Genomic DNA, 22,548 nt, shown 5'->3' with positions numbered 1-22,548 from the left:
GGTTGAGCCTTTTTTATAGGCTTATTTTTGGTGCTCATGATTTCCGCTAAAACCTTATCATTTTGCGAATAGGCGTTGTTAAGCTGCTATTTGCTCTGGGCTTGAAAAAGCTTACTCATCGAAAATCCTAATTCGCTCAATAAAAGCACATACCCAATCACTAGCTAAAAATGAGATGAATTAAAGCTGTTTTTTTGATTACTAAATTAATTGAACAGCTATGATACAATTCTTTTTTCTCATTAGAAGGTTAAGCTGCATCCTCCTCCTATTAGTGCTGACAAAACCTTTGCTTGCACAGGATATTGCAAATATCAAAAATGCAAAACCATTCAGTTACAGTGGCGCATTAGAGGTTCGTACAATTGGTTACCAAATGAACGGAGCGGCAAACCGGCGCAATCCCTTTTCATTAATTTTAAGCGGTAGCCCTACATTAAGTTTTTATGGATGGGATGTTCCTTTTAGTATTGTTTACACAGACCGAAAAACAAACTTCCAACAGCCGTTTAATCAGTTTGGTTTAAGCCCAACCTATAAATGGATTACCTTACATGCGGGTTACCGCAACGTAAATTTTTCTCCTTATACTTTAGGTGGCCATACCATGTTGGGCGCCGGTGTTGAGCTAAATCCGGGGAAATTTAGGCTGGGTTTTATGTATGGCCGATTAAATAAGGCCACTGTGATTGATACGCTAACGCAATCGTTAGCACCACAAGCATTTACCCGTAAAGGTTATGCTGTAAAAGTTGGTTATGGCTCGGCAAAGAGTTTTATCGATTTTAGCTATTTAAAAGCGAAGGATGATAGTACAGGTTTTGCCCGTGGTCAGCTAAATAAACAATATAACCCTATTGCGCCTGCCGGAAACACTGTTTTAGGTTATAAAGGGCAAATTACTTTCCTGAAATATTTCCTAATTGAAAGTGAAGCTGCAGTAAGTTTATATACCCGCAACTTATACACCACTTTGCCATTAGATTCTTTAGAGGATCCGATTTTAAAAACCATAAAAAAGTATGCCGATATTAATGCAACCAGCGAATTATATACTGCCTTTAGTGCTGGTGTGGGTTATCGCGACAAAAAATATGGCCTAAAAGTAAACTATCGCCGTATTGATCCTGAATTTAAATCGATGGGCGCCTATTTTATTACTTCAGATATTGAGGCCTGGACCATCGCACCCTCATTTCTGGCCTGGAAAAATAAAATCAGTTTTAATGGCAGTGTGGGTATCCAAAAGGATAATCTTCAAAACCAGAAAAACGCTACCAATAAAAGATTCATTGGCGCAGGAAATGCAACGATACAATTTACCGATAGGTTTGGTATCGATGCCAGTTATAGCAATTACTCCAATAACCAGAGTCCTAATACCGTACGGTTTGCCGATTCATTAAGGATTGTACAAACCACAGAAATGTATAGCTTGATGCCCAGGTACATTTTTAGCAACGAAAAATATAGTCATATGATCAGCCTTGCGGCTACACTCAGCAACCTCAACGATTTTAATCAATTTTTTGGCGAGAGTGCGATGAGCAGGAACATGGATACGAAACAGTTTTTAGCAAGTTATAATATTGGCTTTGTTAAGCAAGGCATCAACCTCAATACCAGCATTAATGCCACCCAATTGAAAGGAATGGGCATCGACCAAACCTATACCGGATTTTCATTAGGCGGCGACATCACCCTGCTAAAATCTTTATTGCGGATGTCAACCAACCATTCGATAACAATTGGCGAGCAAGCCATCGGTAAAAGTTTGATTTACAACGGCTCCTTTAATACGAAATATAGGGTTAGAAAGGGGCATAACATCGATTTCGGACTTTACTTTTTAAGTAACTCTCCGGCAAATACCGAAGGATTACAGCAAAAATACAGCGAGTTAAGAGGGGAATTAGCCTATCAAATAAAATTTTAGTCATGAAAAAATTTATCTATTTTATCGTATTCATTTTAGCATTGGCTTTTACACAGACACTAAAAGCACAGGTAGGTGTTTCCATTCGGATTTTACCACCTTATCCAAATCGAATTACCGATTACGAAAGCAGACCGCAACAAGTGCTTATCACCTTAACCAATCAATCGGCTGGAACACAGCAAATACAGTTACGTGCTGCGGTAGTGGGCGACAATGGCATTAGATTGGAAGTTGGCAGGAATTATAAAAGCTCAGCCGCAATAACACTGGCACCTGGGCAGGTGCGCAACTTGAACGGAGCTGATCTGGTTACACTTTTTGATTATAACCAGCTTACCTATACAGGCATTACCAAAGATGAATTTATCCGTGGAAATGGATTGCCAGAAGGCAGTTATCAGGTCTGTATGCAGGCTTACGACTACAACACCAATGCGCCAATTAGTGCCGATGAACCTGTTGGATGTAGTAACCGGTTTTCTATTAGCAGTTTGGAACCTCCACTGGTAATCAAACCCCTTGACGGAGAGGAACTGAAATCAACTGCCGGAAATATTTTTACCATCAACTGGACCACTCCTCCCGGTGCACCGCCTTCAATCAGATATAAAGTGAGGATAATCGAAACCCAGGTGAATCGAAACCCGAATGACGCTTATTTAACTGCCGTGCCCCCTTATTTCTTTGAAAAGGAGGTGATGGGCAATGTATATGTTTATAATCCGGCAGATCCACAGCTAACAGCTGGCAGAAGATATGTGCTAGCGGTAACTGCCTTCGATCCGAATAATGCTTATGCTTTTCGAAATAATGGAATTAGTCAGGTAAGCTCATTTATTTATAACGCTGCAACTACAGCCACGGCGACAACCACAACAGAAGAAACAAAATCATCGCCTAAAAAACCGATGACTACCAATAGCATAAAAGGTAAAGCACTTTGGGCTTTCAAGGCGAGCGAAGACAGTTATAAAGGCGTTACGCCGAATAATAGTGGTGGTAGTGGAGGTAATCCGCTGATTACTGCGGGAATGAACACCGTTGCAGACATATTGAAAATGCCAAACGGATATGCGACTGCCGGACTTATGGCCGCAACTGCAACAACATCAACATCAAATTCAGCAACCACCAGTAATGCATCTGTTGGAAATGGGGTAATTGGCGGTATTGTTTACAATGCCTTTAATCCATTAACAGATAATCCTACTAACGTTCGCAACGCAATTACTACTGATAAAACCATTATTGCTGCAGCAGCCAATAATGGTTATGTAAGCGCAATTACGGCTACTGCTAATGCTGCAGTTTCTTCGGCCATATTTGTAACTGGTCACCGAAAATTAGATTCTGGCATTGACGCATCCAGCGGGATAGCATCATCCGATAAAAAGCCGCTCGCTGGTGCCACCGTCAAAATAATTGGTGTTCCTAATACAACGCCGGCAATTTTAAACCCTTACAACGCAACTGTTCAAAAAGAGCAGGAAAAACAGAAGGAGCAAACCAACTCGCAGTTCGGTATTTTCTCATCCAAAAATAGCAAAGTAGCCGTAATACCAGGTACATCAAAGGATGGTAAAAATTCGAGCGAACCGGCCAGTGGTAAAAAAAATGAAGGGAATTTTACCATCAAAAATCTTGAGCCTAATTTAATCGCTTCTGGCAAAACCGATGCTGAAGGTAATTTCGATGTGAATTTTGCCGACTTGAATTTCACTGGCGGAGACCGCTACAGCCAGATTAAAATTGTGGTAAGTAAAGGTGCTATCGAGGAGACTAAAACTATACCAGTAAGCATGCTGAAGAATACGGATATTGATTTGGGAGAAATCATCTGCCTGGCATCAACCTATCGTTATTCTCCAGTGATTGAACTGCCCCAAATTCAGGGATCGGAAAATGATAAAAAGAACATTGTAGTAAAAATCTATCGTGAAGATGCAGATGCCATTGCTTATCCTTTTTTAAATGATGATGGCAATTTATCATCCGACAGGAAAGTGAGAGAAACAGTTAATGGAAAAAGCATGGTTCTTGTTGCGGTAGATAGTGTGGCTGCCAGAAGCGGGGCTAGTTTCAAATTTGCGAAGTTGTTTCATAGCATTAATTACACGGTTAAACTCAGTACTGGTGGCAACATAACCTCTACATCAGGTGGTTTAAAAGTGGCTGATGTTGAACTGTCAAACACACAAGTGGTTAACGTAAAACCAACGTACCAGCTGATTGCGCTTCCTCCAGCTATTGTTGGTTCGGTTCAATTATCACTACAAAATGGTTTCGCATCCGTTAAGGATGCTATCGTTAAGGTTGTATTTAATAAAGATGATGTTGAAGAATCAACTGTGCAGGGGTCGCCGTTTGTAAATGTTGGAGCAAGTCAATACAGTAGTCAGTTGGTAGCAGGTATTTCTATTGCAAATACAAATGTGCAGGCCAGTAAGCCGTTACAAACCCTTGCAACAACTAAATCAACCTCTACTGGAAATTTCTATGCTAGTACCGCGGTAAATTCAACCTTGGGCGGTGGAAAAATGAATACACTTGCAGCTAATCTTGGTACTTCATTCCAAGGCAGTAGCGGTATCGACAGAGTGCTCGTAGATATGGCTTATACGTCAAGAACAGATAGTGCGGGCAATTACGCCATTGGTAATTTACCCCGATTAAAAGAGGGTAAATCATTCACGGTTAAACTTATTCAGGTGCCTGCCGAATTTAAAAACCTCAAGATTGATCCATCAAACGAAATCATCATTAACAGGGTTTTAGATGGCGAGAAAAAGGATGTTTCATTCAGGATAAAACCAGAATTGGTACAGGTTGCAGGTAGAGTTGTTGCTGAGGATAAAAAAGCTTTAGGCAATGCCAGGCTCAATTTTGAAGGCTCAACGGATATGTTTACTTCAGGAGAAACCGGTTTGTTCAGTACTACTTATTTTCCGGGAACGCATTATTTAATCATCAAAAAGGAAGGTTATGTAGATGAGCGAATCCAGGTGATCATTCCTGCAAAATCTACTGGAAACAATAATGGTAACGGAACAGCGGGTAATTCTGTTCAACTGCCGGGCAATGTATTGGAGTCTGCACATATTTTCAAAAACGATAAAATTTACGAAGATACCCGGGCGGTTAACCTTAAAAACACGCAGGCCAACGCAGTTGATTTAAGTATTCAATTGATGAATACTCCAACCGTTAAAAACGAACTGGCTAAAGGAATTTCCTTTTCACCAGTATTGTTTGGCGTTGCTGCCTCTCAAAGTGTTGCCAGTATCAATAACTCTGGTATTAAATCTTTTTCTTCGCCTGTTGCACCAACAATTACAAATGTTTCGGGCTCGGGTGCGAAAATGGTTAACTTCTCATCATCTAATTTTAGTTCGACCGCCAATTTAAACAGCAATGTAGTTGGGGCCTTGTCAGAGCTGTTTGACAATACTTTAACGGGCTCAAATTATGGATCGAATACGCTTACTACACTTGATTTGGGTGACGTTGGCTTTTTGAAAAGAAAACTGGGGAAAATTAGATTTAAAATAGCCGATGCGGAAACAAATGGGGTAATTGCCAATGCACAAATTAAGCTTTTTGATACCACGGGAGTTACCGATAACAAAGGAGAATGGTTTTACGTAGGCTTCGGCGGCGACGCGAAAGTTTCGGTTAAAGCGCCAGCAGGCAGTGCTTATGTGATGGTTGAGGAAAGTTTACTCATCAACGAAAATGGTAGTGAGCTGCCGAAAACAATTAAACTCCAAAAAGGGATAAAAGTTAGTGGTTTTGTAAGAAATAATAATTCGGCGGTTAGCGGCGCTACCGTTAAAGTAGAAGAAAAACCTTATCTCTTTACCACTACTGATGCAACAGGTGGTTATAACCTATATATTCCAAAGGGTAGCTTCCAATTGAAAGCATCAAAATCAGGTTATATTGCTAAAACAGAAACCGTAAATACAAATAGTGGCGCTGTACAAAAAGATTTTGCCTTGGCCGATGGCGGTGGAAGGAACATTGCCAAAATTTTAGGTTTCGAGGTAGAGCTCGATCAAATGGTTCAGGAAGGCAACGGATATCGGGTTTCTGGCGCCTTTGTGAACCTGATCCCTGCTTTGAGCGATTTGAAAGCTATTGGCAATATCAAAATGCAGTTTAGTAATGCCAAAATCAACTTCGATGCAAATAATAACGCAGTTCCGGAGGGTAATAAAATTGTAACCGACGAACTTTCATTATCCTTCAAGTTGCTAAATTTCATTCCGGTTGCCATTAAATCTCAAAACGGAATAATTGTAGAATCCGATGGCAATGGCGGGGGTAAAGTTACAGGAGAAGTTGAGGCAAACATGACAGCGATACAAGGCGGCCGTGGCTGGAGTTTAATCAATGCTGCGGTTAAACTGGTTCCTGAAAATGTTACAGCTTTTAGTTCTGTAACGCTGTTTAGCTCAGCGGGCACTGCTCAAACTGCCATAAAATATAAAATCAAAGGTCCGCAGGCAGGTTGGCAAGGCAGCGTTTACGGCTTTAAATTTTTGGCCCAAACCGAACAATCGTTCATCGATAAAGATGGATTACATTTTGTCGGAGAAATACACACGCCAGATTTAGGTCCGATTAAATCTTCTGTTTTTAAAATTGAGGAATTTGTTATCGGCTCAGATTTATCGGTAAAACGCGTTAAAGTTTCACAAAACAACTTGCCCGCTATTAAAATATTAGATTGGAGTGCTACGCTGGCTTCTTTCTTATTTAATGAAGATGGTTTTAAAATTGGCGGCAAAATGGTGATTAAAGTGCCGGCATCCGGAACTTCGAACATCGATTTTTCTGATGTTTCCATCAGCCGCGATATGTTTTTTGGCGGGAAATTTATCATCCCGGAATCTGGAATCAATATCTTCAATATTGTAAATCTTAAAAAGGGCGCTTCTCCAATTTCTTTTGGCCAGGTTCCAAACCAGTCAGGAGTGTACAAGTTAGGTGGTTCTGGTAAAATTAAGTTTACCAAATTCTTCACCTCTGAAATCAATATTCCAATTTTTGAAGTGCATACCAACGGACGCTTCCTGGTAGATGCGCCGGTAAACTTCGAATCTGACCTTACATTCGCAAAAATTAAAGTTCAGGCCATCAAATTCGATAATACAGGTGGCACGCCGTTAATCGGCATTCAGGGCGCACTTTCGGTTGATGTACCCTTGTTGAGTTTGAGCGCCGCAGATATTTCCTTCAAAAATAGTGGCAGTGATGTAAGTGTTTCGGTAGGCAAAATCAAGGCATCGCTGGATGTACCGGTATTGAAAACCGAGATTGAAGTTGCCATGAATGATAAAGGTTTTGAAGGTGGAGGTAAACTCGGAATACCAGGCACACCAATCGATGCAGGAATTAAGTTTCATTATTGGAAGGTTAAGGGAGGAATTGATTTTGGTGCCGAATTTGATGCTAATATCACCATTCCGATTGGTTTTGTAACCATAGAAGGTGTAGGAGGCGGATTTAAATATAACACCGCTACCAAAGATTTTATGGTTGATATTAATGGCGCACTTTCCATTGCCAATTTAGGTACTGCAATCAAGCTGGATCCAATTGGTTTAACCGTTCGCAGCGGGCCTATATTTGAAGGTTATGGCACTGTGGTAATCGGCACAGCCTTGAACGTAGCACACGCTAGAATGAAATTAGATTTTCCTCAGGCAACATTCAGTATCGCTGTCGACGCACAAATTGAACCCATAAAAGGTTTAGCAAAGGCAAAAATTCAAGGCGATTTAATCATCAGTTTGAAAAATGACGATCGCTTTGCTTTTTTAGGCTGCAGCATGGAGGCCAATTTATTAGGTTTAATAAAATCAAATGGAGAATTCGCACTGGGTGTGGGTGTTAAAAACCCAAGCACTCGTGGCGATAGGGTGAGTCATTACTTCCAAAATGTAGATACGAGATATGTAAAAGATGTTTTCTCAGGAATATATGTAAATACATATTCTAAAATGGGTATTCCAAAAGAAAAACCACTCGAATTTAAAGTGCTGATTGCGAGTTTGAAGTTCTGGTATTCGACTGAAGCAAAGGCGAAATTGATTTTCAATTTTGCAGAAAATAGCTACCTCATTGGCGTTGCGGGCGATATGGGGGGTGGATTTGATGCTTGTCTGGTTTTCTGTGCCGGTATAAACTACCAGGCTGGATTCGAATTTATGGGCGGAAGAAACGAAGCAGATGGTTGGTTTTTCAGCGGGAAAGCGCATGGAAGAATAGAATGCAAATTAGGTGGCTGTAACCCAAGCTGTAATGATGTTGACTTCGGCGTTTTATGTGGAATGGGAGTAAAACTCTGTGCAGGAGGAGGAGCGAAGATCACCTTCAAAGAGAAGGCTGCAAAGAAACTCGATTTAAGCTTTTATGTTGATTTATAACCTAAAAAAATTTATGAAAACAATTATCACAATGTGTCTCTCCATTATTTGCTTTTGGGTTAAGGCACAAGGCCCAACAAATACAGGAGTAGAAATGGGCCAATTAATGCCTGGTAAAAATGCTGTGTATGGCATCGTTCCTTCTGTAGAAGGCCGATCAAGTTTTAATAGCTACAAAGGCATGGTTAAACAGTTTGATGTTTATAAAGATGAAAATGGGAGAGGAAACTTTAAAAAAATTAATACACTAACCTTTCCAAATTCCTTTGATGACTTTACTAAGCGGGCTGGAAACGTTATCGCTGATGCTGTTAAAAATGCACTCGAAGTAACAGACGGTAGCGCGGCTTACAAACAGCTGCAATCTGGCAATATTAAAAGCTTGGGCATGTTCCTTATTTCGAAGGAGTTTTTAAGGGGAATGGGTATGATTTGGGAAGATGAAAATATCAAAAATACCAACCCAACAACAGCGTACCGCGTTGTAAAGGTAAATAGCGATGGAAAAGAACAAATTTTGTTTACCCAAAAAATAAGTGAGGTAAAACGGGTTCCTTTTGGAGCCTATCGTTTAAAAGATCTAGTTAATGCAGATAGTGTGATTCAACTTACCTGGACCGCCAAACTGACTAATGCGCCAGCTGTGTTTGGTAAAATTTACAGGTTAAAATATGGCGAAAAATCATATCAGTTAGTTAATCCACCTTCATTGTTTTATTCAGTGAACGATACTTCCAAAACATTTTATGCAGAGGAAGTAAAACCAGGTCAATTATATCGCTATTATGTTGTTCCTGAAGATTTTGCCGGTAATCAGGGCTTGCCATCTGACACCGCCTATGCAGTTAGTAAATCTTTTAGCCAGATAAAAAGCATCACTAATCTTTCCATTAAAGATTCGTTAAAAGGTGCATGGTTATCATGGAAAGCATTGCCGAATGAAGGCATTTACACCGGTGTGCAAATTTTGAAATCCAGAAAGTCTACAGATGGATTTATTGAGGTAGCCACACTTTCAGCTACAGATAGTTCGTATTTTGATAAAGCAATTTTGCCTAATGTAACCTATCATTATCAGGTTCGCCCACTTACTATACAAGTTAAAGGCTACACCTTGCTTCCTGCAGCAACGGCAAATATCGCTGTGAAAAGTCAGCATGATATACCGATGGCACCACAAGGTTTAAAAGTTTGGCAAGATAGTACGGCTCAGGTAAAATTATTTTGGGATGTAAATCCTGAGATTGATCAGTTTGCTTATTATGTACTCAGAGGAACTTCGAAAGACGATATGAGGGTTGTTTCCGGTGCATTGCGCACCAATACCTATACAGATTCTCTGCAAAATTTAAATGGACAAAGCACTTACTTTTACGGTATTCAGTTGATGAATATTTCTCAGAAAATGAGCGAGGTATCATTGCCTGTAATGTTTAAGCCTTTAAAAGTAGAATTTGTTCCTTATCCATCTGGTTTGGGGGTAAGGTATGCTGATGAAGCAGTCAAACTCTTCTGGGAAAACATGATCGAAAAAAATGACGACATTGTTGGTTATAGGGTTTTCCGAAAATTAAAAACTGAAAAGGAATTTAAATCACTAAATGAAGCTCCTTTAAGAACTACTGTTTTTGATGATACCATTGTTACACCTGGTTACGATTATGAGTATGCCGTTTCGGCTATTGATGCTTCAGCAAATCAGAGCATTTTATCGCCTGTAAGCAGCATTACCATTCCATTAACAACAGTTTTAGCAGCACCTGCAGATCTTTATCTGATCAATAAACCTGAGGGCATTTATGTTTCATGGCCAGCGCACAATAACTTAAAACTCACAAATTCCATCTACCGGAAATCTAATCTTGAAAAGGAATTCAAACTCATTGCCAGTGTAGAAACCAATGATTTTTACATTGATGCTTCCGCTCAAAAAGGTGCGCTATATAGTTATCGAATTGTGGCTAAAACCAAACTCGGTATCAGCGAGCCAGGTATTGAAAAATCAATAAGAAGAAATTGAAAAATTAATTACTGATGAGATGATTTACAAAAATAGTATTTATGGGTTATTGCTGGTGGTACTGGCAATGTGCTTTTCGCAATGCGCAAAAAAGTTCGAATATGAACCTACAGATAATTCTGCTGTAATTGATAGTATTAGTCCGCGTAGAGGTACAGAAAATACACAGGTACGCATTTACGGAAAAAATTTCCCGGTTGATACGGCCAAGATACGGGCGTTATTCAACAATAAGCAAGGTCTTATTATTGAAAAATCAACAAATAATGTAATATTGGCAACCGTGCCTTATGAAGCTGGAACTGGTAACGTTATGCTTCAAATAAATGGCCAGGCGATTAATGGGCCTACATTTACTTATGATTTTGACTCACCTGTAATTTTAGAAGTACTGCCTTTAACAGGCATTGCAGGAACGGAATTAACCATTAACGGGCGTAAGTTCAGCGCTACGGCTGCCAATAATCAGGTTACCATAAACGGCGTTCCTGCAAATATCCTCAGGTCATCTACCGTTCAGTTGATTGCGCAAGTGCCCGAGGCAAAAAACGGACCTGTTACCGTTACCTCCAATAGCATTTCCAATCAGGGGCCGGTGTTTAAATTTATTCCCCAGATTACAAGCCTTGATAAAGGAAGTGGTTATGTAGGCGATGTAATTAAAATCGCAGGTAAATATTTCGATGCCGGACCAAACCTTAGCGTAACTTTTAATGGTGTAACTGCAGCCGTTAATTCAGTGAATAGTACAGGTATCGAAGTTAAAGTACCTGCCTCAACATCGGGAAATGTAATGGTCACCGTTGATGGAGTAAGTAGCAATACCCAACCGTTTACTTACAAAATTGCACCAACCATTACAGGCTTAAGCAAAACATCGGCTTTTGCTCAAGATACCCTGACGGTATTTGGCGCTAATTTTATTGGTGCTGCTGCTCCGGTGGTATCGTTTAATGGAAGCGCGGCAACGGTGCTGAGTCATTCTGCTAATCAGATTAAAGTACGGATACCAGCAGGTACCAATGGAAATGTTTTAGTAACTGTTGATGGTATAGCCAGCAACGCCGTTCCATTTAGTTACCTGCAGAATATTGTGGCGAGCAGTTTAAACCAGGCGTCGCCCGTGTTACGCAATGTTTCCGGAATTGATGGTGCCACAGTGGTGATTAAAGGGAATAGCTTTGGTACACAAACAAATGGCATCCGGGTTACAGTCGGTAGTCAGAATGCACAAGTGGTAAGTGTTGATGATGGAAACGTTACATTCCTGATACCAAGTTTTTCATCTTCTCAACCCAATGTTCAACAAATAAAGATTTACCGTAACAATGTGGAAGCCAGTTATCCAAACGGAAATTTAACGTTCACCTATTTGGAGCCAACAATACTGTCATCAAGTTGTACCATAACACCATCAGGAATTTTAGGATTTTCAATGTTAACGTTCGTGGTAAGTGGAAATAATTATAATGCAACAGCGGCCAATGCCAATTTCGAAATGTTTATCGAAGGCATAAAATACCCGGCCGTAGTAAATGCAAATGTTGCCACAATTACCATGACCCAGCCAACCGGCGCCATTAAAAATGGTTATAACATTCAGGTGAGGAATAAGTGGGGTGCTTTTATCTCAGCATTTCAGCGTAATATAACCTTAAGCAGTTTTTCAAGAAGTTTTGTCAACAACACGAATTGGATGACCATAGTAGGAGATGGGTTTGGTAATACTGCTGAAACAGCAAGGTCAGTTAGTATTTATCGGATCAATAATGGCGTAAAGGAAACTGTAAATATAAATAGCATCATATCTTGGAGTGATGACCGGATTGTTGTAGAATTTCCAAACTATATCGACGATCGAACCTATGGCGTTGAAGTGAAAATAAATTTAAAAACAGCAAGTAAGGAACAGTTTTTAAATCTCCTTCCGGATGTGAACTAGTATAATGTAATCTTAGAAAAAGCTCTGGGGGATGGAGGTCTTCATTCCCCAGAATATTTAAACCTTGGCAACATATTTTTTTCTGGTTGATTTTTTTTTATTAAAACCTAAAACAAATTTGCACTTTAGCGGTTTATCACTGATTACACAGTGAAACTAATTTGAACTAAGAATTTATGGGGAAGAAGATATGCCTGCTCGAAGATGATCAGGGCATTAAAGAAATTATTGAGCTTATTTTAACAGAAGAACAATACGAAGTTTACGGCTTCTCCAACGTTAAAGAATTTATGGCTTTTGATGGTAAAGCATCACAAGACCTTTATCTACTTGATGTGAAGCTTCCAGACGGCAACGGCATTGAAGTTTGCGATATGCTGAAAAACAGCGAAGCTACTAAAGATATTCCTGTAATGATGATGAGTGCCCATGCTGCTTTAAGTGAAATGAAAAAGCAATGTGGCGCCGAAGATTTTATCGCGAAACCATTTGATATTTTCGATTTATTAAAAAGAGTTGACGCTTTTGTTGGCCCTTCTAATTAGCAGATTTGAATAAATTTTACAAATTATAATTGCCTCTATAGTTCTTCAAGTATTTTTTCAGTTCTATTCTGGCTTGATGGATATGCGTTTTAACGGTTCCAATCGGAATACCTAGTTCTTCTGCAATTTCATGGTATTTATATCCTTCAAAATAACGTTGAAAAGGAATGCTATAATTTGGATGGATGCTGTTTAGCGCTTTCTGAATATCGCCCATTACAAACTTTCCTTCCGAAGCATTTTTAGAGGCACTTTTAAGCAAATGCGCACTCGAAAGGTCTTCTTCAGTTGTGATTAATTCATTACGTTTTTGATCTTTCCTGTAATTATTAATGAAAGTGTTTCTCATTATTACATAAAGCCAACCTTTAATGTTGGTCCCCTCATCAAAATTATGGCAAAAACGAATGCCTTTTAAAAGCGTATCCTGAACTAAATCTTTCGCCTCATCCTCGTCTCTGGTGAAACGCATTGCATGAGAGTGTAAAGAAGATGAATGTTGATCTGCGTTTCGGCTAAATTCTATTTGATCCATTATTTGCGTTAGTTAAACATCATTAATACTTACAGCATCTGTTGCTGAGAATGAGTTTTAATAACACAGCTTTGTTAACTTGGTTTCCAAAAATAGCGTTTTTATTGCCTTAGCGTAATATTTCAAGTATTTATACCTGTCCGTAATAAGTAGGTAACACCAGCCCATTAGCTCAATACTTATAACTTAATTGCTTTTTTAAAAATTGTATAGCAAATTAAGCATTCTACTTTAGAACAATCTTGTAGCAATTAATTTGAATTTAACCTGCAGCAGAAAGTTGCTGCGAAGCGTTATTTATTAGCGTTAAATCATAACGTTTGCATTCATAATTCATGGCCAATTCTCTAAGCGCATTAATCTCCGGAATGAAAATGGAATGAGCGTTTTTTATCTCAGAAAGTTGCTTAATTTTTTGAATAACTAATTTATAGTCGTGGTCGGTTAAAATCTGGTTCATTTTGTTTTGTGTTGAGCTGTCTAATTTCAGAATGATAACATGAATGAGCTTAGAAAAGTTTTCTACAGATGTTAATTTCGTTAACTAATGAACAGGAAACCTTTTCCAATAAAAGTTTGTTTTGAAATTATGAAAAAGCATACCGCACAAAATATCGCCAGGGTTATATTGGGAACAGGATTAATTATTGCTGGCATTGGCCATTTAACCTTTGTACGAAAAGAGTTTCAAGCGCAGGTTCCAGACTGGGTTCCATTGAAAAAAGATGATACTGTAGTGGCTTCAGGAATTGTCGAAATAGCAATGGGTGCTTCGTTGGTATTTGCACCCCGAAAATATAGACCTGCTGTAGGTATATTGGCTGCATCATTATTCGTAGCTGTTTTTCCCGGCAATATTTCCCAGTACGTTAACAAACGCAATGGTTTTGGTTTGGATACTGATGAAAAAAGATTTATGCGGTTATTTTTTCAGCCTGTGCTTATCTATTGGGCATTAAAAAGCACTCAAAAGAAAGCCATAAAACTATAATCTATGCCAGTCAAACAATGACTGGCTTTTCTAGTTTTATTTCTGTAAAAAGAGAATTATGAAACACTACGACGCAATTATCATCGGGGCAGGACAAGCAGGAACACCATTGGCTAAGAAGTTAGCAGAATCAGGTATGAAAACCGCTATTATTGAAAAAAGGATAGTAGGCGGAACCTGCATTATCGATGGCTGTACGCCAACCAAAACGATGATTGCCTCTGCAAGAGCTGCTTTTCAGGCTCGAACTGCTGGTAAACTTGGTGTTGTCATTCCGGATGTGAAAGTTGATCTCAAAAAAATCATCAAGAGAAAAAATGAAATAGTCGACTTATTTCAGGCTTCAGCCGAAAAAGGAATTAAAGGTACTAAAGGGTTAACTTTGTTTTTGGGTAATGCTTCATTTACTGCAGCTAAAACGTTGAAGGTAGAAATGATGAATGGAAAGATAGAAAATTTAAGTGCAGATCTTATTTTTATTAATACCGGTGCGAAAACAATTATTCCTGACATAGAAGGTTTAAAAGATGTAGACTATCTAACCTCAACTTCAATTCTTGATATTGACGAAGTTCCGGAGCACCTGGTAATTATCGGTGGTAATTATATAGGTTTAGAATTCGGACAAATGTTCGCTCGTTTTGGAAGTAAAATCACTGTTCTGGAGAAAGCACCACATGTTCTGGCGAAAGAGGATCAGGAAATTGCTGATGAAATATGTAAGGTACTGGATAACGAAAAAATTGAAGTTTTAACAGCGGTTACTATTGAAGAGGTAAAGAAAACCAAGAATGGTGTATCTATAAAAATTGAAGATAAATCAGGGACCAGAAAAATTAATTGCAGTCATATTCTAGTGGCAGCTGGTCGGAAAGCGCAAACAGATGAATTAGGCTTAACCTACTCGGGAATAAAAAAAGATGAGGAAGGTCACATCATCGTAAATGAGAAATTAGAAACCAACATCAAAGGTATTTATGCTTTGGGTGATGTCAAGGGCGGTCCGGCATTCACACACATCGCATACAACGATTATACAATTGTGTATCGCAATTTAGTTGAAAAAACAAAACTTAGCACAAAAAACCGACCGGTTCCGTATTGCATGTTCACTGATCCGCAATTAGCGAGGGTTGGTATTTCAGAAACTGAAGCGAAAGCGCAAGGCTTAAATTATAAAGTGGCACTGTTACCAATGGCAAATGTAGCCCGGGGGATTGAAACCGGCGAAACGTTTGGTTTAATGAAAGCAGTGGTTGATGCGAAAACCAAAAAAATCCTTGGAGCAGCTGTCATTGCAGCCGACGGGGGAGAAATTATGTCGGTTTTACAAATGGCCATGCAAGGTGGAATTACTTATGAAGACATTCGATATGGTATTTTTGCCCACCCAACCTATAGTGAATCTTTGAACAATCTATTTATGAAATTAGATGATTAAAGTTGAGGCAGTAAGCAAAAGCTACGGCGATACTCTGGCTGTTAAAAAGGTTTCCTTTGAAGTATCGGAGGGAGAAAATCTCATTTTGCTCGGTACAAGTGGGTGTGGTAAAACAACCACGCTTAAAATGATTAACCGGTTAATTACGCCAGATGCTGGAAACATTTTCGTCAACGGGAAAGATATCTCCAAAGAAAAACCTGAGCTACTAAGAAGAGAAATTGGTTATGTGCTGCAAAACACAGGATTGTTTCCACATTATACCGTTGCGGAAAACATTGCCATTGTTCCTAAATTGTTAGGTTGGGAAAAAGAGAAGATCAAATTAAGAAGTAACGAAATTATAGAGAAGCTTCATTTATCTGAGAAATATTTATCCGCCTACCCAGGCGAACTTAGTGGAGGCCAGCAGCAACGTGTGGGTTTGGCCAGGGCATTGGTCACAGATCCATCCGTGTTATTAATGGATGAACCCTTCGGAGCACTGGATAATGTCACCAGAACCAGCATCAGAAAAGAATTTAAAGGCTTAGAGGAATTGAAGCGAAAAACGATGGTGATGGTTACTCACGATATTCATGAAGCATTCGAACTTGCAGACCGGATTTGCCTGATGAACAAGGGGGGGATTGTTCAGATTGGAACGCCTAAGGATTTGCTTTACAAACCTGTAAATGATTTTGCTAAAAACTTTCTAGCCAGCGAGAAACTTTCACTGGAATTTAAAATCATCTCGCTGGATGATATTTGGGATTTGATTCCATCATCATCCGAGTCTGTAAATAATATTTCGCTGTCTTCTACAGCAAGTGTTTGGGATGCGATGGATAAATTGCAATCGGCACCAGCGCTCGGAGTTAAAAATTCATCCGGCGAACAGAAAAATATTACTTTTAGCGAACTTACCGAAGCATTTAAGCGCTATCAAAAAAAGCAATATCATGAGTGAAAATCAGCAAAGCCTGTGGCAATTCATGACCGAGCAATCTGATAAATTGCTCAACCAAACCTTACAACATGTAGGCTTAACTTTTATTTCTCTTCTTTTTGCAGTAGTTATAGGTTTGCCGCTCGGTATTTTAATCGCCAGGAAACAAAAATTATCGGGTTCTGTTCTGGCTTTTGCCGGTGTGCTTCAAACCATTCCAAGTATCGCCTTATTAGGTTTTATGATTCCCTTACTGGGTATTGGCGCCAAACCCGCTATTGTAGCTTTACTTATTTATGCATTGTTACCGATTATCAGAAATACTTATACCGGAATTGTGGGTGTAGATGCAAGCATTCGGGAAGCTGCTAAAGCAATGGGGATGAGCACTTGGCAAATACTTTTCAAAGTAGAACTTCCACTGGCCATGCCGGTTATTTTAGCTGGGATTAGAACGGCAACGGTCATAAATGTAGGTGTAGCTACACTTGCATCATACATTGCGGCGGGAGGTTTGGGCGAATTTATTTTCGGTGGAATATCTTTGAACAACACCAATATGATTTTGGCTGGAGCTATCCCGGCAGCAGTTTTAGCTATTGTTTTGGATGGTTTGCTTGCTTTGCTACAGAATTTAAACTTTAAAAGGTTACGCAAAGTCCTACTTGTTTTGCCAGTTTTTCTACTGATTTTAAGTGGCTTTTATTTGCTGCCAAAAGCATACGGAAGTTCACTTACAGCTGGTTTTACACCCGAATTTATGGGGCGGCAAGATGGCGACTTGGGTTTGAAATCTGTGTACGGATTGAAAATCCATACCATCGTAATCAGCGATGCGGTAATGTACAAAGCTGCTTTTGAAAAGGAACTGGATGTCATTAGCGGCTACTCTACTGATGGAAGATTAAAAGCTTTCGACCTCACTATTCTGAAAGATGATCAACGCATTTTTCCACCTTACTATGCCGCACCGATTGTGCGTGAATCTTCACTGAAAAAGTTCCCGGAACTTGAAAATGTATTGAATTTACTTGCAGGTAAAATTACCGATTCAATCATGACGGATTTGAACTATAAAACAGACCAGCTGCATCAAAGTCCTGAAAAGGTAGCGAAAGATTTCCTGATCAGCCAGAATCTTTTTAAAGTTTCGAAAAATGGAAAGGGAGGCACCATTCGTATTGGCTCGAAAATTTTTGGGGAACAATACATCCTTGCTGAAATGTATAAAATGCTGATCCAAGGAAATACCAATTATCAGGTAGCTACCAAAACAGGTTTGGGCGGTACGAAAATTTGTTTCGACGCTTTGGTAAACGATCAGATTGATTTTTATCCGGAATATACTGGTACAGGGTTACTGGTTTTACTGCAACCCAAAGCCGAATTTGCAAAGCAAATAGCGCATGATAAAGACAAAACTTACCGTTATGTAAATGATGAGTTTCGTAAGAAATTTCAGATCAAATGGTTAACACCTATTGGCTTTAATAATTCTTATGCATTAATGATGCGGAGAAAACAATCGAAAGAACTGGGTGTTTATACCATCACAGATCTTAAGCAATATCTGGATAACAACAAATGAATTTTATTGAAGAATACTTGCGCATAAGAAAGCATTCTGAACAAATATGTGAGCCTTTGCAAACGGAGGATTATGTTGTTCAACCGATTGCAGATGTGAGTCCGCCGAAATGGCACCTTGGCCATACCACCTGGTTTTTTGAAACTTTTATCCTCAAAGCTTTTTCTGCAACCTACCAGGAATTTAATCCGGAGTTTAATTATGTTTTTAACAGTTATTATGAATCGGTTGGCGCAAGGGTAATCCGTACCGATCGTGGAAATTTGAGCCGACCAAGTGTTAATGAAGTTTATCAATATCGTGCCTATGTAGATGAGGCGATGGAAAAATTGCTTTCCTGCACGGTTGATGAAAAGCTAATAGAATTGCTGATTCTGGGCTTCAACCATGAACAACAGCATCAGGAACTATTGCTTACTGATATCAAATATATTCTGGGCAACAATCCTTTGTTTCCAGCTTACTCAAAAGATTGGAAAGATTCCACGGAGTTGGGCTCTGGAGAGGATATGATCAACATTACTGAAGGTGTTTATGAAATAGGGTGTAAGGGTGATGATTTTTGTTTTGATAATGAACTATCGCGACACAAAGTTTATTTAAATGACTTCTCCATTAGTCGCAATCTGGTTACTAATCAGGAATATCTTGATTTCATTAACGCAGGCGGTTATCAGGATTTTAGTTACTGGCATGCCGAAGGTTGGGATTGGGTAAAAAACAACGAGATTAATGCGCCTTTGTACTGGAATCAGATCGATGGACTATGGCATAACTATACTTTAAATGGCTTACAGCAAATTGATTTGGGTGCACCAGTTACTCACATTAGTTATTATGAAGCTTACGCTTACGCCAGTTGGAAAGCTTTACGTTTGCCAACAGAATTTGAGTGGGAAATCGCGGCACAAAAATTTAATTGGGGCAAACGATGGGAGTGGACGGAGAGTGCGTATCTGCCTTATCCAGGGTTTAGCAAAGCTCCCGGTGCCATTGGTGAATATAACGGCAAGTTTATGGTTAATCAAAAAGTGTTACGTGGCGCATCTGTTGCTACACCAGCAGGCCATGAACGTATTACTTACAGAAATTTCTTTCATCCACATTTGAGGTGGCAGTTTACAGGCATTCGATTAGCAAAATAATTTTTATGGATACGATGATTACAAAACGTATGGTTCCGGTTGGTTCGCAGTTTTTAAATGATGTTTTAGCTGGTTTACAAGCTGAACCAAAATTCTTAAGCTCCAAATATTTTTACGATGAAAAAGGCGACCAGATTTTTCAGCAGATTATGGACATGAAAGAATATTACCTTACCGATTCGGAAATGGAAATTCTTCAGGAACAATCGGCTAAGCTGGCTACTTTGATTTCTTCAGGTGAAGATGCTTTCGATTTAATTGAGCTTGGTGCAGGTGATGCCACCAAATCCATTCATTTATTAAAGGCTTTGCTACAAGCGCAGTTAAGTTTCACCTACTTACCAATCGATATTTCCGGACATGTAATTGCTGATTTAGAAGAAAATTTACCTAAAAAATTACCTGCTTTGCAAATTCAGGGTTTAAATGGTGATTATTTTAAAATGCTGGAAAAGGCAAAGGCTATTTCTAACTGTCGAAAAGTGGTTTTGTTTATGGGTGCTAATATTGGCAATATGGATTTGGCAGAAGCGGAAAACTTTTGTCGCGATTTGCGGGAGGAGCTTTCTCCAAATGATTTGTTGATTATTGGATTTGACCTGAAGAAAAATCCGCAACAAATTTTAGCTGCCTACAACGATCCGGCTGGAATTACCCGCTCTTTTAACCTGAACCTGCTCAATCGAATCAACAGAGAACTGGATGGCGATTTCGACGTTTCAAATTTTGATCATTATGCTTCCTACGATCCGGAAAGTGGCGCCTGTAAAAGTTATTTAATTAGTTTGAACGATCAACGAGTAAATATCGGCGACGAAACCATTCGCTTCAATAAGAACGAGCATATTTATATGGAAATATCACAAAAATATTCACTAGCAGATATTGATGCACTAGCAAGTAAAACAGGATTTACGCCAATGCATCGCTTTTTCGATCGCCGGGAATATTTTGTTGATGCCGTTTGGAAAGTGGATTAATCTTTTCCATCAATTACATCAAGCAACTGTTGTAAATCATCCAAAGTATTATAAAAATGGAATGAAAATCTTGTCCCGGCACCTCTTGCTGAACATAGAATTTTTGCGTTCGCCAGATTTTCTACCATTTCCGCTTTCAAGGGTAGACTGATAATCGTTGATTGACTTTGCCTGCTAACCATCCACTCAGGCAGCAAGCCTCTGTTATAAAATTCCGCTCTAGCTTGATTGCAAAGCTGCTGATTACTTTTCTCAATATTCTCAAAACCGATAGCTTGCAGGAAATTGAGGCTGTAATTTAGCGAGCCAAAATTTAAGGTATCCAGGTGACCAGGCTCGAAACTCATCGCTAAATGGCTTTTACCTTGTAAAAAAGGCGCAGTTGGTAAGCTTTCAGCCGATTTTTCCTGATAAAGTACATCAACAAGATGATCTGATAAAAAACAAAAACCGTTACCAAAACCCGAAAGGAGCCATTTGTAACCACTGGAAAGCATGGCATCCAGTCCTGATTCTTTGAAATTAAATGCTTTAGTGCCACAAAATTGTGTGCCATCGGCAATCAGAAGCAGCTGCGGATAACTTTGTTTTATTTGTTTAATGAAACCTTCTGATAATTTATAACCACTGATGTACTGCACCATGCTAAACGCAAACGCAGTCGGTTTGAAAGATTCAATTGCTTTCAAGATATTTTCTTCAAGATTTTCATCAATCAGGACTTCTTGAAATTCAAAACCACTGGATTTTACAGGATAGGCTAGAGAGGGATAATCTTCATTTAACAACAAAAAGCGCTGATTTTTTGCCAGCCCATTGAGCAAAGTATTAAAGCCAAACGAAAAGTTCGGTGTGAGAAATACGTTTGTAGCCTGAAAAATTTCAGCTAGTTTTAGTCTTAACTTTTCGATGAGGGTGCCGCTTTCTAACCTAAAATTACTGCCTGCAGCTAAATATTGCTGATCATGCTGCTGGCGCCAGTCTATCAATGGTTGATATAAAATTCCGGAATAGGCGGTATTAAAATAAGTATATTCTTTAAGTACAGGGAAGATATCTTGAAAGTTCATATTCAAAAGTAATAGAAAATTACAACTCCAAACCATCAGCTTTCTATTTTGTTGAACATTTGGAACATTTATAAAACCCATGGAAAATCATACCTCAATTCTAATCAACGAACTCAAAAAATTATTAAATGGAGGAGGCGCACACGTTGGATTAAAAGAAGCACTAGCTGATTTAAGTGTGGAACAGGTTTCGCAAAAACCTGATCATTTACCGTATAGCATTTGGCAGTTAGCGGAACATATCCGGATTGCTCAATGGGATATGTTGGAGTTTAGTAAAGACGGAAATCATCAATCGCCGAAATGGCCCGATGAGTATTGGCCTAAAGAAGTTGCGCCTGAAAGTATGGAGGCCTGGAATAAAACCATTGCCAGCATTGAAAAAGATCTTTTAGAATTTATTGAGCTGATCGAAACTGAAGATCTTTACCTCGAAATTCCACATGGGCAAGGACAAACACTTTTACGCGAAGCATTACAAATAGCCGATCACAATGCCTACCACATTGCAGAAATTATTGTGATTAGACGATTAATCGGCGCCTGGAAAAGCTAACTGAATACAACGCTCTACATATTGTTTAACTAATTCCTATAATCATGTTGCAAACAAGCAAGTCATTTAGTTCTTTTTCTGTTAAAAATATAGAAGAAGCAAAAGCGTTTTATGAATCAATCGGTTTGGAAACCAAAGTTGGAGAAATGGGCATATTAGAATTGGTAATAGATAATGCCGAAAATATTATGCTTTATCCAAAAGATGATCATGAACCTGCAACCTTCACCGTATTAAATTTCCCGGTAGAAAGTATTGAGCAAGCTGTTGATGATTTAACCGCTAAAGGCATAAAATTCGAACAATATCATTCGGAATACATCAAAACCGACAAAAAAGGAATATCGAGAGGTGCGGACGGGCCTAAAATCGCCTGGTTCAAAGATCCATCTGGAAATATTTTATCCATTTTGGAAGGTTAAATTATAATCCCTCAT

Annotated in this window: 16 protein-coding genes; 13 read left to right on the top strand and 3 right to left on the bottom strand. The window is 39.1% G+C overall.

The features are described from left to right. Positions 1-220: 220 nt before the first annotated feature. The 5 genes from R2Q70_RS20780 to R2Q70_RS20760 all read left to right on the top strand — a co-directional run bounded on the left by R2Q70_RS20780 (position 221) and on the right by R2Q70_RS20760 (position 12,877). Positions 221-1,936, top strand: coding sequence for a hypothetical protein (locus R2Q70_RS20780; protein WP_316809468.1), 1,716 nt, complete (start codon positions 221-223; stop codon positions 1,934-1,936). A gap of 2 nt (positions 1,937-1,938) precedes the next feature. Then, on the top strand, positions 1,939-8,370 hold the full coding sequence (locus tag R2Q70_RS20775; protein WP_316809467.1) for a carboxypeptidase regulatory-like domain-containing protein: 6,432 nt from the start codon (positions 1,939-1,941) through the stop codon (positions 8,368-8,370). Between the two features lie 13 nt (positions 8,371-8,383). After that, entirely contained in the window at positions 8,384-10,390 is a 2,007-nt protein-coding gene (locus tag R2Q70_RS20770; RefSeq protein WP_316809466.1) for a hypothetical protein, read from the top strand. 19 nt (positions 10,391-10,409) lie between these two features. Then, positions 10,410-12,332 carry an IPT/TIG domain-containing protein gene (locus tag R2Q70_RS20765; RefSeq protein WP_316809465.1) on the top strand — a complete coding sequence of 641 codons (1,923 nt, stop codon included), beginning with the start codon at positions 10,410-10,412 and terminating at the stop codon, positions 12,330-12,332. Positions 12,333-12,508: 176 nt separating this feature from the next. Next, on the top strand, positions 12,509-12,877 hold the full coding sequence (locus tag R2Q70_RS20760; protein ID WP_316809464.1) for a response regulator transcription factor: 369 nt from the start codon (positions 12,509-12,511) through the stop codon (positions 12,875-12,877). Between the two features lie 16 nt (positions 12,878-12,893). On the opposite strand, the gene R2Q70_RS20755 is transcribed toward R2Q70_RS20760, so the two are convergent. Then, complete coding sequence (locus R2Q70_RS20755; protein WP_316809463.1) at positions 12,894-13,412, bottom strand: RNA polymerase sigma factor; 519 nt, start codon at positions 13,410-13,412, stop codon at positions 12,894-12,896. 262 nt (positions 13,413-13,674) lie between these two features. Further along, positions 13,675-13,872, bottom strand: coding sequence for a hypothetical protein (locus tag R2Q70_RS20750; RefSeq protein ID WP_316809462.1), 198 nt, complete (start codon positions 13,870-13,872; stop codon positions 13,675-13,677). Between the two features lie 129 nt (positions 13,873-14,001). On the opposite strand from R2Q70_RS20750, the gene R2Q70_RS20745 reads away from it, so the two are divergent. Genes R2Q70_RS20745 through egtD form a run of 6 tightly spaced genes read left to right on the top strand, consistent with a single transcriptional unit; the run spans position 14,002 to position 20,485 of the window. Continuing rightward, positions 14,002-14,403: a hypothetical protein gene (locus R2Q70_RS20745; protein ID WP_316809461.1), complete on the top strand. Its 402-nt coding sequence runs from the start codon at positions 14,002-14,004 to the stop codon at positions 14,401-14,403. 58 nt (positions 14,404-14,461) lie between these two features. Beyond that, positions 14,462-15,844, top strand: a complete 1,383-nt coding sequence (locus tag R2Q70_RS20740; protein ID WP_316809460.1) for a mercuric reductase — start codon at positions 14,462-14,464, stop codon at positions 15,842-15,844. After that, positions 15,837-16,793: an ABC transporter ATP-binding protein gene (locus R2Q70_RS20735; protein ID WP_316809459.1), complete on the top strand. Its 957-nt coding sequence runs from the start codon at positions 15,837-15,839 to the stop codon at positions 16,791-16,793. The genes R2Q70_RS20740 and R2Q70_RS20735 overlap by 8 nt, the downstream gene beginning before the upstream one ends. Further along, entirely contained in the window at positions 16,786-18,360 is a 1,575-nt protein-coding gene (locus R2Q70_RS20730) for an ABC transporter permease/substrate-binding protein (protein ID WP_316809458.1), read from the top strand. The genes R2Q70_RS20735 and R2Q70_RS20730 overlap by 8 nt, the downstream gene beginning before the upstream one ends. Further along, entirely contained in the window at positions 18,357-19,505 is a 1,149-nt protein-coding gene (egtB, locus tag R2Q70_RS20725; protein WP_316809457.1) for an ergothioneine biosynthesis protein EgtB, read from the top strand. Before R2Q70_RS20730 ends, egtB begins: the two co-directional genes overlap by 4 nt. A 5-nt stretch (positions 19,506-19,510) precedes the next feature. Then, positions 19,511-20,485 (top strand): L-histidine N(alpha)-methyltransferase, encoded by a 975-nt coding sequence (gene egtD / locus R2Q70_RS20720; RefSeq protein ID WP_316809456.1) that lies wholly within the window; start codon positions 19,511-19,513, stop codon positions 20,483-20,485. On the opposite strand, the gene R2Q70_RS20715 is transcribed toward egtD, so the two are convergent. Further along, complete coding sequence (locus R2Q70_RS20715; protein WP_316809455.1) at positions 20,482-21,555, bottom strand: aminotransferase class V-fold PLP-dependent enzyme; 1,074 nt, start codon at positions 21,553-21,555, stop codon at positions 20,482-20,484. The two genes, egtD and R2Q70_RS20715, sit on opposite strands and share 4 nt — an antisense overlap. Positions 21,556-21,634: 79 nt before the next feature. On the opposite strand from R2Q70_RS20715, the gene R2Q70_RS20710 reads away from it, so the two are divergent. Together R2Q70_RS20710 and R2Q70_RS20705 are read left to right on the top strand one after the other, a co-directional pair. Next, complete coding sequence (locus R2Q70_RS20710; RefSeq protein ID WP_316809454.1) at positions 21,635-22,111, top strand: DinB family protein; 477 nt, start codon at positions 21,635-21,637, stop codon at positions 22,109-22,111. A gap of 44 nt (positions 22,112-22,155) precedes the next feature. Next, positions 22,156-22,533, top strand: a complete 378-nt coding sequence (locus R2Q70_RS20705) for a VOC family protein (RefSeq protein WP_316809453.1) — start codon at positions 22,156-22,158, stop codon at positions 22,531-22,533. Positions 22,534-22,548: the final 15 nt, after the last annotated feature.

Origin of the sequence: Pedobacter agri (assembly GCF_032678665.1) — a bacterium.
Lineage (GTDB): Bacteria > Bacteroidota > Bacteroidia > Sphingobacteriales > Sphingobacteriaceae > Pedobacter > Pedobacter agri_A.
This window is presented reverse-complemented; position numbering and strand designations above follow the sequence as displayed.

Coding starts and splice junctions, on each gene's coding strand:
- R2Q70_RS20780 (WP_316809468.1), top strand. CDS start 221: ATGATACAATTCTTTTTTCTCATTAGAAGGTTAAGCTGCATCCTCCTC.
- R2Q70_RS20775 (WP_316809467.1), top strand. CDS start 1,939: ATGAAAAAATTTATCTATTTTATCGTATTCATTTTAGCATTGGCTTTT.
- R2Q70_RS20770 (WP_316809466.1), top strand. CDS start 8,384: ATGAAAACAATTATCACAATGTGTCTCTCCATTATTTGCTTTTGGGTT.
- R2Q70_RS20765 (WP_316809465.1), top strand. CDS start 10,410: ATGATTTACAAAAATAGTATTTATGGGTTATTGCTGGTGGTACTGGCA.
- R2Q70_RS20760 (WP_316809464.1), top strand. CDS start 12,509: ATGGGGAAGAAGATATGCCTGCTCGAAGATGATCAGGGCATTAAAGAA.
- R2Q70_RS20755 (WP_316809463.1), bottom strand. CDS start 13,412: ATGGATCAAATAGAATTTAGCCGAAACGCAGATCAACATTCATCTTCT.
- R2Q70_RS20750 (WP_316809462.1), bottom strand. CDS start 13,872: ATGAACCAGATTTTAACCGACCACGACTATAAATTAGTTATTCAAAAA.
- R2Q70_RS20745 (WP_316809461.1), top strand. CDS start 14,002: ATGAAAAAGCATACCGCACAAAATATCGCCAGGGTTATATTGGGAACA.
- R2Q70_RS20740 (WP_316809460.1), top strand. CDS start 14,462: ATGAAACACTACGACGCAATTATCATCGGGGCAGGACAAGCAGGAACA.
- R2Q70_RS20735 (WP_316809459.1), top strand. CDS start 15,837: ATGATTAAAGTTGAGGCAGTAAGCAAAAGCTACGGCGATACTCTGGCT.
- R2Q70_RS20730 (WP_316809458.1), top strand. CDS start 16,786: ATGAGTGAAAATCAGCAAAGCCTGTGGCAATTCATGACCGAGCAATCT.
- egtB (WP_316809457.1), top strand. CDS start 18,357: ATGAATTTTATTGAAGAATACTTGCGCATAAGAAAGCATTCTGAACAA.
- egtD (WP_316809456.1), top strand. CDS start 19,511: ATGGATACGATGATTACAAAACGTATGGTTCCGGTTGGTTCGCAGTTT.
- R2Q70_RS20715 (WP_316809455.1), bottom strand. CDS start 21,555: ATGAACTTTCAAGATATCTTCCCTGTACTTAAAGAATATACTTATTTT.
- R2Q70_RS20710 (WP_316809454.1), top strand. CDS start 21,635: ATGGAAAATCATACCTCAATTCTAATCAACGAACTCAAAAAATTATTA.
- R2Q70_RS20705 (WP_316809453.1), top strand. CDS start 22,156: ATGTTGCAAACAAGCAAGTCATTTAGTTCTTTTTCTGTTAAAAATATA.